Source organism: Plantibacter sp. LMC-P-059a, from assembly GCF_030209505.1.
GTDB lineage: Bacteria > Actinomycetota > Actinomycetes > Actinomycetales > Microbacteriaceae > Plantibacter.
On record NZ_JARVRZ010000004.1, the window covers coordinates 1 to 12,404 of the forward strand.

The 12,404-nt window shown below is 70.2% G+C and carries 14 protein-coding genes; 8 read left to right on the forward strand and 6 right to left on the reverse strand.

The genetic code is table 11. From position 1 onward, the window contains the following. A partial coding sequence (locus QRN27_RS09540) for a hypothetical protein (protein ID WP_285042038.1) occupies positions 1-286 on the reverse strand: 286 nt, incomplete at its 3' end. Positions 287-664: 378 nt separating this feature from the next. On the opposite strand from QRN27_RS09540, the gene QRN27_RS09545 reads away from it, so the two are divergent. Beyond that, positions 665-1,981 (forward strand): FAD-dependent oxidoreductase, encoded by a 1,317-nt coding sequence (locus QRN27_RS09545; RefSeq protein ID WP_285042039.1) that lies wholly within the window; start codon positions 665-667, stop codon positions 1,979-1,981. A 181-nt stretch (positions 1,982-2,162) separates the two neighbouring features. Here QRN27_RS09545 and QRN27_RS09550 read toward each other — a convergent pair whose 3' ends face one another. Beyond that, positions 2,163-3,473, reverse strand: coding sequence for an ABC transporter permease (locus QRN27_RS09550; protein ID WP_285042040.1), 1,311 nt, complete (start codon positions 3,471-3,473; stop codon positions 2,163-2,165). After that, on the reverse strand, positions 3,470-4,177 hold the full coding sequence (locus tag QRN27_RS09555; protein WP_285042041.1) for an ABC transporter ATP-binding protein: 708 nt from the start codon (positions 4,175-4,177) through the stop codon (positions 3,470-3,472). Before QRN27_RS09555 ends, QRN27_RS09550 begins: the two co-directional genes overlap by 4 nt. A 166-nt stretch (positions 4,178-4,343) precedes the next feature. On the opposite strand from QRN27_RS09555, the gene QRN27_RS09560 reads away from it, so the two are divergent. The 3 genes from QRN27_RS09560 (at position 4,344) to QRN27_RS09570 (ending at position 7,789) form a co-directional block, all read left to right on the forward strand. Next, entirely contained in the window at positions 4,344-5,579 is a 1,236-nt protein-coding gene (locus tag QRN27_RS09560) for a sensor histidine kinase (protein ID WP_285042042.1), read from the forward strand. After that, entirely contained in the window at positions 5,576-6,253 is a 678-nt protein-coding gene (locus QRN27_RS09565) for a response regulator (RefSeq protein WP_285042043.1), read from the forward strand. Before QRN27_RS09560 ends, QRN27_RS09565 begins: the two co-directional genes overlap by 4 nt. A gap of 96 nt (positions 6,254-6,349) precedes the next feature. Continuing rightward, on the forward strand, positions 6,350-7,789 hold the full coding sequence (locus QRN27_RS09570) for a sugar porter family MFS transporter (protein WP_285042044.1): 1,440 nt from the start codon (positions 6,350-6,352) through the stop codon (positions 7,787-7,789). On the opposite strand, the gene QRN27_RS09575 is transcribed toward QRN27_RS09570, so the two are convergent. Then, a complete protein-coding gene (locus QRN27_RS09575) occupies positions 7,776-8,342 on the reverse strand; it encodes a manganese efflux pump MntP (RefSeq protein ID WP_285042045.1) in 567 nt (188 codons plus the stop codon). The two genes, QRN27_RS09570 and QRN27_RS09575, sit on opposite strands and share 14 nt — an antisense overlap. Positions 8,343-8,556: 214 nt before the next feature. Here QRN27_RS09575 and QRN27_RS09580 point away from each other — a divergent pair, with 214 nt between their 5' ends. The 4 genes from QRN27_RS09580 to QRN27_RS09595 are packed head-to-tail and all read left to right on the forward strand — an operon-like array spanning position 8,557 to position 11,390. Continuing rightward, complete coding sequence (locus QRN27_RS09580) at positions 8,557-8,892, forward strand: ArsR/SmtB family transcription factor (protein ID WP_285042478.1); 336 nt, start codon at positions 8,557-8,559, stop codon at positions 8,890-8,892. Further along, entirely contained in the window at positions 8,889-9,581 is a 693-nt protein-coding gene (locus tag QRN27_RS09585) for a cation efflux transmembrane domain-containing protein (RefSeq protein WP_285042046.1), read from the forward strand. The genes QRN27_RS09580 and QRN27_RS09585 overlap by 4 nt, the downstream gene beginning before the upstream one ends. Positions 9,582-9,621: 40 nt before the next feature. Next, positions 9,622-10,374, forward strand: a complete 753-nt coding sequence (locus QRN27_RS09590; RefSeq protein ID WP_285042047.1) for an enhanced serine sensitivity protein SseB C-terminal domain-containing protein — start codon at positions 9,622-9,624, stop codon at positions 10,372-10,374. After that, on the forward strand, positions 10,371-11,390 hold the full coding sequence (locus tag QRN27_RS09595) for a hypothetical protein (protein ID WP_285042048.1): 1,020 nt from the start codon (positions 10,371-10,373) through the stop codon (positions 11,388-11,390). Before QRN27_RS09590 ends, QRN27_RS09595 begins: the two co-directional genes overlap by 4 nt. Before the next feature lie 28 nt (positions 11,391-11,418). Here QRN27_RS09595 and QRN27_RS09600 read toward each other — a convergent pair whose 3' ends face one another. Both QRN27_RS09600 and QRN27_RS09605 read right to left on the reverse strand, forming a co-directional pair. Further along, positions 11,419-11,748, reverse strand: a complete 330-nt coding sequence (locus QRN27_RS09600) for a hypothetical protein (RefSeq protein WP_285042049.1) — start codon at positions 11,746-11,748, stop codon at positions 11,419-11,421. A gap of 105 nt (positions 11,749-11,853) precedes the next feature. Beyond that, complete coding sequence (locus tag QRN27_RS09605; protein WP_194668720.1) at positions 11,854-12,276, reverse strand: Hsp20/alpha crystallin family protein; 423 nt, start codon at positions 12,274-12,276, stop codon at positions 11,854-11,856. Positions 12,277-12,404 lie beyond the last annotated feature (128 nt).

The window sequence follows — 12,404 nt, forward strand, 5'->3', positions numbered from 1 at the left end:
TCGTCGCCCGCTGCACGGTCTGCTCAGGCGTCCGTGTCGCCATCGCGAGCGCTGCACAGGTGGAGCGGCGGGAGAGCGCCTGGCGTTCGGCCGGCGGATAGATGGCCGGGACGACCGAGTCGGCGAGGGCGTCGGCGTAGGCCGCCGAGCGGGCGAGGAGTCGCGCTTTGCGTGCGTCCAGAACGGCCTGTTGCCGGTGAATCTCAGCCCATTCATCCGAGAACTCCGCGAGCTGCGCGGCGTAGTCATCGCCAGCTCGAACTGCGGAAGTGGTGCTCTCGGTCATGGATCAAGTCCATCATGGACCACTGACATTCCAGATGCTGAGAAGCCCCGCTGGTGGACGTTCCTCGTGTGCCCTTCGACAAGCTCAGGGACCGGAGGGGGTCGCCCAGGGATCGGAGTTGGTCGCTCAGGGACCGAAGGGGTTCGCTCAGGGACCGGGGGGGTTCGCTCAGGGACCGATGGGGTCGCTCATGGACCGGAGGGGGTCACTCAGGGACCGGAGGTGGTTGCTCAGGGGCCGGAGTGCTTCAGGGACCGGGACTGGGCCCTTCGACAAGCTCAGGGACCGGGGAGGGTTACTCCCGGACCCCAGAGAAACCGGATGCACCGCTCCCGGTGACTGAGCTAGTGTCCGGAAGAGACCGACGGGAGCAGCGCGATGGAACCGACGAGCCACACCGACAGCGACCACGGCGACCCCACCGCGGACCGCGACTGCGTCATCGCGGGCGGCGGCCCGGCCGGCATGGTGCTCGGCTACCTCCTCGCCCGGGCAGGCCTCACCGTGACCGTGCTCGAGAAGCACGCCGACTTCTTCCGGGACTTCCGCGGCGACACGATCCACCCGTCGACCATCACCCTGCTCGGCGAGCTCGGCCTGCGCGAGCGGTTCCTGCGGCTAACACTCAACCGACTGCAGACGATGGACGCAGTGATCGACGGCCAGCGCATGACGATGGTCGACTTCCGCACCCTGCCGGCACCCGACCGCTTCCTCGTCCTCGCCCCGCAGTGGGACTTCCTCAACTTCCTCGCCGACGAGGCCGCCGCACTCCCGAACTTCGAGCTCCTCCGGCGAACGGAGGCGACCGGCCTGATCGTGGAGCAGGGCCGAGTGCGTGGCCTGCGTGCGACCACCACGACCGACACCACCCCACCCTCCGACACCACCCCACCCGCCGACACCGACCCGGCAACCGACGCTTCCACCGACATCGAGATCCGCGCCACCCTCACGGTCGCGGCGGACGGACGCACCTCCACACTCCGCGACGCCGCCGGACTCATCCCCGACGAGAGCGGCGTCCCGATCGACGTCCTCTGGTTCAGTCTGCCGAAGCCACCGGACCCACCGCCTCCGACCCTCGCCTACCTCTCGCCGCGCGGCATGGTGCTGACGATCGACCGGGGTGACCGGTACCAGTCCGGCATGGTCATCCGGAAGGGTGGTGCCGACCGGCTCCGAGCCGAGGGCCTACCGGCGCTCCGCCAGCGGATCGTCGATGCCGCACCCGTCCTGCGTCCGGTCGTCGACACCCTCACCGACTGGGACCAGGTCAAGCTCCTCTCGGTGCAGCTCGACCGACTCGACCGCTGGCACCGCCCGGGCTTCATCGCCATCGGCGACGCCGCGCACGCGATGTCACCGATGTTCGGCGTCGGGGTCAACTACGCGATCCAGGACGCGGTCGCCCTGTCCAACGCGATCGCCGGCCACCTCGCCGCAGGAGACGCACCGTCCGCGGTACTCGCGGCGGTCCAACGCCGCCGTGAGCGACCGGTCAGGATCATGCAGCGTATCCAGCGGGCCGGGCATCGGGTCATCTCCCGCACCACCACCGGCGACCGCATCGCACCGCGGTGGGCGATCCGACTCCTACGGCTCGCGACACCCCTCGTCCGACCGCTTGCGGCGAGGTTCATCGGGATCGGACTCCGTCCTGAACACGTCACCGCGGCGGCGCGCAAAGGATAGGGCAGCGGACGACGGCCCTCAAGGCCGAACGATCGTCGACCGGCAGTCGTAGCGTGGACGTCTCAGACGAGACCCGAACGTCTGTGCCGGCGCTGCTCCTCAACCTGGCGTCGGCGCGGCTGTGGGGCGTCGCTTCCGCCACGCCCCACAGCCGTCACCCGGCACGCCGGTCATCCGCGCATCACTCGTAGCGGAGCGACTCCACCGGATCGGCCTTGGCGGCACGGGCGGCCGGCAGCGTTCCGGCGAGGAACGCGATCACCATGACGACCAGGACGATGATCGCGAGCGACGCCGGATCGAACGCGATGAGGTCGAGGCCCGGCAGGTCGGCGAGGAGCGATCCGGAGAGCGCGGCGCTGATGCCGGTACCGGCGAGCACCGCGATGCCGACGCCGATCGCGCTGCCGAGGAAGCCGATGAACGCGGCTTCGAGGCTGAACAACCCGAAGACCTTGCCGCTGCCCATCCCCATGGCCTTCATCAGCCCGATCTCGCGGGTGCGTTCCTGCACGGACATGAGCAGGGTGTTCACGATCCCGAAGCTGGCGGCGAGGAGGGCGATGACCGCGAAGGCGTTGAGGACGAGGACGATGCCGTCGATCACCGTCTTGATGGTGCCGAGCTGGTCCGCGACGGTCGTGCCGGTGTAGCCCGCGTCGGCCAGTCGGTCCTTCAACGCCGTGACCTGCTCGTCGGTGGCGTCCGCGCCGAACCGGATGGATGCCTGCGCGTACCGCTCGACCTGGTCGGACGGGACACCGATGTTCTGCGTCTCGTAGAGGAGGTCGGTGAGCGCGGCGTTCGGCACGATCGAGGCACCGGTGGGCGAGGCGAGGCTCTCCTCGGCGACCCCGACGACGGTCGCGTCCACGGTGTGCTGCGTGCGCTGCGCATCGGTGATCGCGACGGTGACCGTCTGCCCGACCGCGTCGGCGTCGCTTCCGAAGCCGAGCGGTTCCACGTACGACGTGGGGAGCACGAGCTGGAGCGTGTCGGTGTCGTCGTCGGGCTGTGCACCGTCCAGCAGGGTGACGCTCTGTCCGGAGATGAGTCCGCCGACACCGACGACGTACTTCGTGCCGCCGCCCGCCTCGATGTAGTCGGTCGAGATCGACTTCACGGCCTGCACGTCGAGGACGCCGTCGATCCCGCCGAGCTCGTCGAGATCGGTCGGTGTCAGGGCGACGACGGTCGATCCTGGCGCTCCGGCACCGGTGGCGGCGACCGCGTCCGGGTCGTACTCCTTCGGCCCGCTCGTCGCCGCGCCGATGCCCGACCCGGTGTCGGCCGTCTTCGTGACGGTCATCGTGTCGGACGCGCCGACGCTCGACACCGTGTCGTCGATGTAGGCGTTGATGCCGGTGCCGAGCCCGTTCGTCAGCGTGAGCGTGAACGCTCCGACGAAGATCGCCAGGATGGTCAGGATGGTCCGGGTCTTGGACCGGAACGTGTTCGCGACGGCGGTCCCGATGAGGTCGACGGTTCTCATGCGGCCACCGCCTCGTCCTCGACGAGCAGTCCATCTCGGATGAGGATGCGCCGATCGCACCGTGCCGCCAGCTCCTCGTCGTGCGTCACGACGATGAGCGTGATGCCGTTCTCCCGGTTGAGGGAGAAGAGGATGTCCTCGACGACGGTGCCGGTCGCCGTGTCGAGGTTGCCGGTCGGCTCGTCGGCGAAGATGATCCGCGGGTTGTTCACGAGTGCTCGGGCGATCACCGTCCGCTGTTTCTGCCCGCCGGAGAGGTTCACCGCGCGGTTCCGTGCCTTGTCCTCGAGCTGGAGCTGCGCGAGTGCGGCGAGCGCCCGGCGACGTCGGTCACCGCGGCGGACGCCGGCGATCTTCATCGGGAGGAGGACGTTCTCGAGCACCGTCGCGTTGGCGGTGAGGAAGAACTGCTGGAACACGAACCCGAAGGTCTTGTTCCTGGTCGTGTTGAGGCGGCGTCCGCGGAGGGTGCTCGTGTCGACCCCTTCGAGTTCGACGGTGCCGGAACTCGGTGCGTCGAGGAGCGCGAGCACGTGCATGAGCGTGGACTTGCCGGAGCCGCTCTTCCCGACGATCGCGACGCTCTCGCCCGCGTGGATATCGAAGCTCACCCCTTTCAGCGCGTCGAACCGGTTCTGTCCGCGGCCGTAGGAACGCCGGACGTCCCGGACCGAGATGATCGGCGGCGCTGTGGTGCTCTGCATGGTGTCTCCTCGTCTGGGGCCGGGTGCTCCGGCACCAGTCCAGACTCGCCGGGACGCGGGGCTGGCGCGTCCCCCACCGGCGGACACCCGTGTACCGCGTCCGTGGTACCGCGGAATGCCGCGTGCGGAGGAGTCGCCGGGCGCGGGTTCCCGGCAGACTGGGGCCATGACCTCCGCGACGCAGGATCGCCGGGTGCGCGATCCGCGTCCTCGACCTCCGGTGTGGGTGGGCGACGTGGTCGCCGCGGTCCTCATCATCGCCTCGGCCTTCATCCCGTTCCCGAACGCGGAGTTCCGGCCGGGCAGCCCACTCGTCATCGCCCTGGTCGTCGCGCCGGCGCTCCTGCTCCCCCTCCGGCGACACTGGCCCATCCCGGTGCTCGCGGCCGTCATCGCCTGTTACGGGGCGGCGGCGATCACGGGGACCCTCGCTCCCGGTGTGGTGATCGCGGCCGCGATCGCGATGTTCGGGGTGGCCGTGCGGTCCGCGCGGCGGACGACCCTGATCACGGCCGTCGCGACGATGGTCGCCGTCGCCCTCCTCAGCCTGCTCGCGTCGATCGGCAGCTTCGATCCGCGGACGGTGCAGTTCGCGGTGATGATCGCGTTCGCCGCTGCGGCCGGGGACGGGACGCGCTCGCGCCGCGCGTACATCGTGGCGATCACCGAGCGCGCGGAGCGGGCCGAGCAGACCCGCGAGGCCGAGGCGCGGCGTCGGGTGACCGAGGAGCGGCTCCGCATCGCCCGCGACCTCCACGACACCGTCGCCCACCAGATCTCGGTGATCAGCCTGAACGCCGGGGTGGCGTCGAGTTCTCTGGAGTCGCGGCCGGAGAAGGCGAAGGAGGCGCTCGTCTCGATCCGACGGGCCTCGCGGACGGTGCTCGGCGAGATCGGCGATCTGCTCGAGGTCCTGCGGAGCGACGGCGGGGACACTGGCGCAGGCTTCCGTGGAACGCTGCCGCAGCCGGGACTCGACCGACTCGAAGCGTTGATCGCCGAGTTCACCACCGCAGGCCTCGACATCACGACACGGATCGCCCCCGACGCACCGAAGCTGTCGACCGCCACGGACACGGTCGCGTACCGCGTCGTCCAGGAGGGGCTGACGAACGCCCTGAAGCACGGTCCCGAGCGTCGTGCGCACGTGCTCGTCGAGAGCGGCGACGGCAGGATCGTCGTCAGCGTGAGCAACCCGACCGCTCCCGACGTCGCGAGTGGGCAGCTCGACGGAACGCCGACCACCGGGCACGGGCTCCTCGGCATCCGCGAGCGTGTCGCCGCCGTCCGCGGGACCGTCGACGTCGGCCCGACCCCTGGCGGCTGGCGACTGTCCGCGACGCTCCCGACCACCGAGCCGATCGACCCCGAACCGACGCACCCCGAGGAGTCCTCCGCATGACCACCGTGCTCGTCGTCGACGACCAGTCGCTCATCCGACAGGCCGTCTCCGACATCCTCGCGTCGGAGTCCGACCTCGACGTCGTCGGCGAAGCCGTGGACGGCGCTCAGGCGGTGTCGCTCGCCCAGCGGTTGCGACCGGACGTCGTGCTCATGGACATCCGCATGCCCGTGCTGGACGGCATCGGCGCGACCGCGGCGATCTGCGCGGACCCCGGGCTCGCGGACACGCGCGTCCTCATCCTCACGACGTTCGAGGAGGACGAGAACCTCATCGCGACGCTGCGGGCCGGCGCGAGCGGGTTCATCGGCAAGGGCTCGGAGCCCGAGGAGATCGTCCGAGCGGTGCGCGCGGTGCACGCCGGTGACGCACTCCTGTCCCCCGCGGCGACCCGGAGTCTCATCACCAGGTACGTCGTCGTCGCAGACGGGCCGTCGAGTCCGCGCTCGGTACCCGCCGAGCTGGCGCTCCTCACCGAGCGGGAACTCGAGGTGCTGCTCCTCGTCGCCCGCGGACGCTCCAACCAGCAGATCGCCGACGAGCTCGTCATCTCACCGCACACCTCGAAGACCCACGTGAACCGCATCATGACGAAGGTCGCCGCCCACGATCGCGCCCAGCTCGTCATCCTCGCGTACGAGAGCGGTCTGCTCCGGCCGGGCGCCGACGACTGAGCACCCTGCTCCGGCGAGGCACCGACGGCTGAACCGGTACTGTCGTCCTGTCCACGACGCCGTTCGGCGTGCGGGCCCAGCAGACGAGGAAGTGCGATGGCCGGATCCCCCACAGCTCGACGGACGGCGAGCACGCTGCCGCCCCTCACCCCCGGCCCGCACCGGCGACACCTCGGCCTCATCTCGATCGTCGCCTGCTTCGGCGGTCTGCTCTTCGGCTACGACACCGGCGTGATCAACGGAGCGCTGCGCCCGATGACGGCGGAGCTCGGGCTCACCCCACTCACCGAGGGCGTCGTCACCAGTTCCCTCGTCTTCGCCGCCGCCGTCGGCGCGTTGCTCGGCGGTCGGGTGTCCGACGCGTGGGGCCGCCGCCCGAGCATCGTCGCGCTGGCCGTCCTCTTCTTCGTCGGCACGCTCGCGGTCGTCTGCTCGCCGAGCGTCGAACTGCTCGTCGCGGGCCGCATCCTGCTCGGCCTCGCCGTAGGCGGAGCGTCGGCCGTGGTCCCGGTCTACCTCGCCGAGCTCGCCCCGTACGAGATCCGCGGGTCCATCACCGGCCGGAACGAGGTCGCGATCGTCATCGGCCAGTTGTCGGCCTTCGTGATCAACGCGGTGATCGGGAACGTGTTCAGCGAGCACCCGAGCGTGTGGCGGATCATGTTCGCCGTCTGCGCCCTCCCCGCGGTCGCGCTGTTCGTCGGGATGCTGCGGATGCCCGAATCGCCGCGATGGCTCGTCGACCACGGACGCCGCGAGGAGGCACTGGAGGTCCTGCGGACCGTCCGTTCGGACGACCGGGCGGCGGCGGAGCTCGAGGACGTGGAGGCGGCCTCGATCGAGCACCGGAACGAACAGCGGATCGGGCTGCGGGCCGTCCTCCGCAACCCGTGGCTCGTCCGCATCCTGCTCGTCGGCGTCGGGGTGGGCATCGCCCAACAGCTCACCGGCATCAACTCGATCATGTACTACGGCCAGACCGTGCTCGTGGAGTCCGGCTTCGACGAGAGCAGCGCGCTCATCGCCAACATCGCCCCCGGCATCATCGCTGTGATCGGCGGGTTCATCGCCCTCACCTACATGGACCGACTCGACCGACGGAAGACCTTCATCATCGGGTTCTCCCTCACCACCGCCTGCCATCTGCTCATCGGCTGCGCGTCGATGCTGCTCGCACCCGGCGACCCGGCCCGCCCATGGGTCATCCTGTTCCTCGTCGTCGTGTTCGTCGGCTCCATGCAGACGTTCCTCAACGTGGCGGTGTGGGTCTACCTGGCCGAGGTGTTCCCGCTCGGGATGCGCGGCCTGGGCATGGGCGTCTCGATCTTCATGCTCTGGGTCGGCAACGGGTTCCTGTCGCTGTACTTCCCGTCGCTGGTCGACGGGCTCGGCATCACAGGCACCTTCTTCCTGTTCGCGGGCGTCGGGGTGCTCGCGCTCCTGTTCGTCGCCACCCAGGTACCCGAGACCCGCGGTCGCAGCCTCGAGGCGCTCGGCGCGGACGTGACGACGGGGGCGATCTTCACCCGGCGGTGAGGTGGTCGATCAGGATCTTGGTGCCGATGAGGATCAGGATGACGCCGCCGGCGATCTCGGCCGGCTTCCCGAAGCGCTCCCCTACCCGGCGACCGATGAACACGCCGAGGAAGGCGAGCACGAACGTCGTGAGTCCGATGAGGACGACGGCCTCGATGATCGACCCCGGCAGGAACGCGAGCGTGATGCCGATGGCGAGCGCGTCGATGCTCGTCGCCAGCGCCAGGACGAGCAGCCGGCGGACGTCGATGCGGTCGGAGTCGACCTCGGTGTCCTCGTGGCTCGAGAACGCCTCCCAGAGCATCTTCCCGCCGACGAGGGCGAGCAGGCCGAAGGCGACCCAGTGGTCGACCTCCCTGATGTACCGCGCGAACTGTGTGCCGAGCACCCAGCCGATGAGCGGCATGATGGCTTGAAAGACGCCGAAGGTGCCCGCGATCACGAGCGCGTGACGCACGTTGAACCGCCGCATGTGCAGGCCCTTGGTGAGGGCGACGGCGAAGGCGTCGGCTGAGACGCCGAGCGCGATGAGGAGCAGCGGCCAGAACGTCATGTCGCGGGGGTCTTTCTCTGCGGAGCGTCGTGCACGCGGAACCGTGTTCGGGCGATCGCCTCGAGGACCCGTCAACGTTGCCAGGGCGACGGGTGCGCGGCAAGCCGAGGTGCGTGATTGTCAGCGTTTCGGGTCGCCTAACGCCGCAGTTCGGGCGACCGCGAGCTGTTGTCAATACAGCAAAACGTGTACTGTTTTCTCCGTGACCGACACCATGACACCGACCGCGACCCTGACGCACACCGCCGCCCTCGCCCGACTCGGCCACGCCCTGTCGGACGAGACCCGCACGCGCATCCTCCTCACCCTCCGCGAAGCCCCGGCGTTCCCGTCCGATCTCGCCGACGCACTGGGCGTCTCGCGACAGGTCATGTCGAACCAGCTCGCCTGCCTCCGGGGCTGCGGGCTCGTCGAGGGCGTCCGCGAGGGACGGAACACCTGGTACCGCCTGGCGGACCCGCATCTCGCACCCGCGCTCGACGACCTCCTGCGCCTCGTCCTGGTCGTCGACCCCGACTGCTGCTCCGGCGAGCAGTGCACCTGCGCATGAGCGCCGTCGGCCTACCGAGCCCACGCCTCCGCGCCCAGCTGACCCCCGCCAGACGCGCGACCCTGCAGCGGCGCATCCGGTGGATCGTGGCCTCGACGATCGCCTACAACGTCGTCGAAGCGATCGTCGCCCTGTCCGCCGGAGCCGTCGCGTCGTCGGCGGCACTCATCGGATTCGGTCTCGACTCGATCGTCGAGGTGCTGTCCGCCGCAGCGGTCGCCTGGCAGTTCTCGAGCCCCGAGCCCCACCGTCGCGAACGGGTCGCCCTCCGGGTCATCGCCGTGTCGTTCTTCGGCCTCGCCGCCTTCGTCACCGTCGACGCGGTGCGATCACTCGCCGGCTTCTCCACCGCCGAGCACTCGACCGTCGGGATCGTCCTCGCGGCGATCAGCGTCGTCGTCATGCCCGCGTTCTCACTGTTCGAGCGCCGGACCGGGAACGAGCTCGGCTCCGCGTCCGCCGTCGCCGACTCGAAGCAGACGCTCATCTGCTCCTACCTGTCGGCCGCGGTCCTCATCGGTCTCGTCCTCAATAGCACGCTCGGCTGGGCCTGGGCGGACGCCGTGGCCGCCCTCGTCATCGCTGGCTTCGCCGTCAAGGAGGGGCTCGAGGCGTGGCGAGGCGACGCGTGCAAGCGACCGGTCTCCTCGCTCACCTCGGAGGGCTCGGACGCCTGCGACTGCTGCTGAACGCGTGCAGGACGTCACCGGGGCGGGATAGCCTGCAAGCATGCCAGCAGCCGACGCCGCAGACGCTCCCGACATCGAAGCCCTCCTCGCCGCAGCCGCGACCGACCGCTCCCAGGCGCCGGCCTTCGTGACGGCGCTGCTCGAGCGCACGGTGATCGTCGCGGGGACCGTGACCGACGACGGCATGGCGACCCTGGCAGACCTCCTCGACGCGGACGGCAGCTCGGTGCAGCCGTTCTACACCTCCAAGGAGCGCTTCCAGGAGACCCTCCAGGTCGTTCCGACGTTCGAACAGCACCTGCTCGCCCTTCCCTGCCGCGTCCTCTGGCAGATGACCCGAGGCCGCAGGCTCGTCCTCAACCCGCACTCCGCGCACGGCAAGGAGTTCCTCCCGGGCGAGATCGCCCAGCTGCTCGACGGCGAAGCGGTGCTCACCCCAGGCGTGGTCGAGCGCGAGACCCAGGTCATGGTGGGACAGCCGGCCCGCGTCCCACCGGGGATGACCGAGGCGCTGACGGCAGCCCTCGCCGAACACCGCGAGGTCGACGAAGCGATCCTGGGCTGGAAGGTCACCCCGCAGGAGGGCGGCACCTTCGACGAGAGCTACCTCCTCGTCATCGTCGGCGCTCCGAACGCACGCGAGGTCGTCAGCGGCTCCCTCGCCCGGGCGCTCGCGACGTACTCCGTTGGCGTGCCGATCGACGTGATGTACGCGGCACCGGGTGCCAAGCATCTGCTGCAGGGCATCCCGCCGTTCCACCGCCGCAAGCGCGGACTGTTCCGGCGAGGATGAGCAACGAGCAGACCGGGAGGCCCAGGACGGTCGGACGCGTGGGACGGGCGGCACTGGTCGTCATCATCACCCTCGCGGCCCTCACCGCGTGCGTCGGGCCGTCGTCACATCCGGCATCCGGGGGCCCGACGGGAGGGTCGACTCCCCCGGCGTCCTCGTCGCGCGACCTCCCGGACCTGCCGGTCGCCGACTTCCCCGGGCTCGCCTGCGAGCAACTCGCCGGGCCCGACGCCATCGCCGCACTCCTCGGCGACGGTGCCGCCACGGTGGCGGCGTCCATCGCGGAGGCACCCGTCCTCCAGGACGGCGGCACCGTGTGTGGGTGGGCGGACGAGGCGACCGGCGCGGCCCTGACGATCCGCCTCGTCGGCGAGGGTGTCGACCACTGGGCGGCGTTCAACCACTGGTACGAACACACCGACTGGACCGACACCGTCGGCGAGATCAACGGGACGAGGTGCTCGGACGACGGCTGCTCGGTCCATGCCCTCGACGGGGAGCGGTTCATCGAGGTGGACGCCGTCGGCCTCGACGACCCGGACGGGCAGCGCACGGAGGAGATCGCCCGGGCCGCGCTCGCCGCCGCTCCGGCACCCACCCCGCGTCCGGTGGCGTCCGGGACCGGTTCCGGCTCGGGCACCGGCTCCGGCTCGCGTTCCTGCGCCGTCGCGCTGCCCGAGGCAGCGGTGCAGACGATCCTCGGCACGGGTGCGGCGGGCGCGAGCTACGTCAGCACCGCCACCCCGAGCTACCACCTCGCTCAGGACGCCCTCACCCGCGTCGGCGGCCTCGACTGCCGCCTGCTCTCCGCGGACTCGCGCGAACTGCTCCGCTTCACCGTGTTGCCCGGGGGTGCATGGCTGTTCCGCGACGACGCTCCGATCGACGACGCTGGGTCGGCGGGCGACGAGGACGCGTCCGAGACGGCGCAGCGCGGCGAGGACTGGGTCAGCCTGCGGGCACCCGGAGCTGGCGAGGAGACCGCACGGGCCCTGCTGGCCGAGCTGCTCGGCTGAGGGCGACGCGCGAGAGAACCGACGCGCGCTAGCCGGTCGGCCGGTCCGCGAAGGACACGACGACGGCGCCGACCACCGTGGCGACGGTGAGCGCGACGGCGATGACCCACTGGATCCGGGGTGCCGCCCGCCGGATCACGACGACGAGGTGTGCCAGCAGCGCCAGCACTGCGACCGCGCCGATCACGGCGCCCACCACGCCTGGCTCGAACGCCACGACGTGCTCAGTCGCGAAGCTGTCGTCGTCCACCGGGGGCAGGTAGTACGTCGTGGTCGTCTGCATCGCCGCGGCGAGCAGACCGAGCGCGGCGATCACGAGCAGGACGGAGGCTGCGACGATGCGCTGGGCACGGGACATGCCCCCAGTATGGCGAGCGTCGGGTCCTGGACAGACGAACGCCCCACCCAAGGAGCTGTGGGTGGGGCGTTCTGGCCGTTCGTTCGGACGAGTGCCAGTCACTGCTCAGGCGTTGATCGCCTCCGGGTGGTCGACCGAGTCGACGGTGATCTTCCGGGGCTTCGCCCGCTCACTCACCGGGATGATCACGGAGAGCACGCCGCTGTCGTACGACGCCGTGATGCCATCGAGGTCGAGCCCGTCGCCCAGCGTGAACTGCCGGAGGAAGTGTCCGCCGCCTCGCTCACGGGCGAGCCAGCGCACGCCCTCGCGACTGTCGGCCGTGCGCTGTGCGCGGATGGTGAGCTGGCCGCCGTCGACGTCGACGTCGATGGAACCGGGGTCGATGCCGGGCAGGTCGGCCACCATCACGTAGCGGTCGCCGTCACGGTAGAGGTCCACCGGCATGGGCCGGGGTGCGCGAACGGAGTCCAGCACGGAGGCTGCGAAGCGGTCCAGCTGACTGATCGGATCGAGGGTCATTGCCATGAGTGTTCTCCTTCCCTGTCGCCCGATGACGGTCGGGCTCATCGGTTGTCGCTGTCCAGGAGGTGAAGATCCGGGGCTTTGGATCTGCACTTCGTGGTGTAGATTTTTTATACATCGAACGCATAATC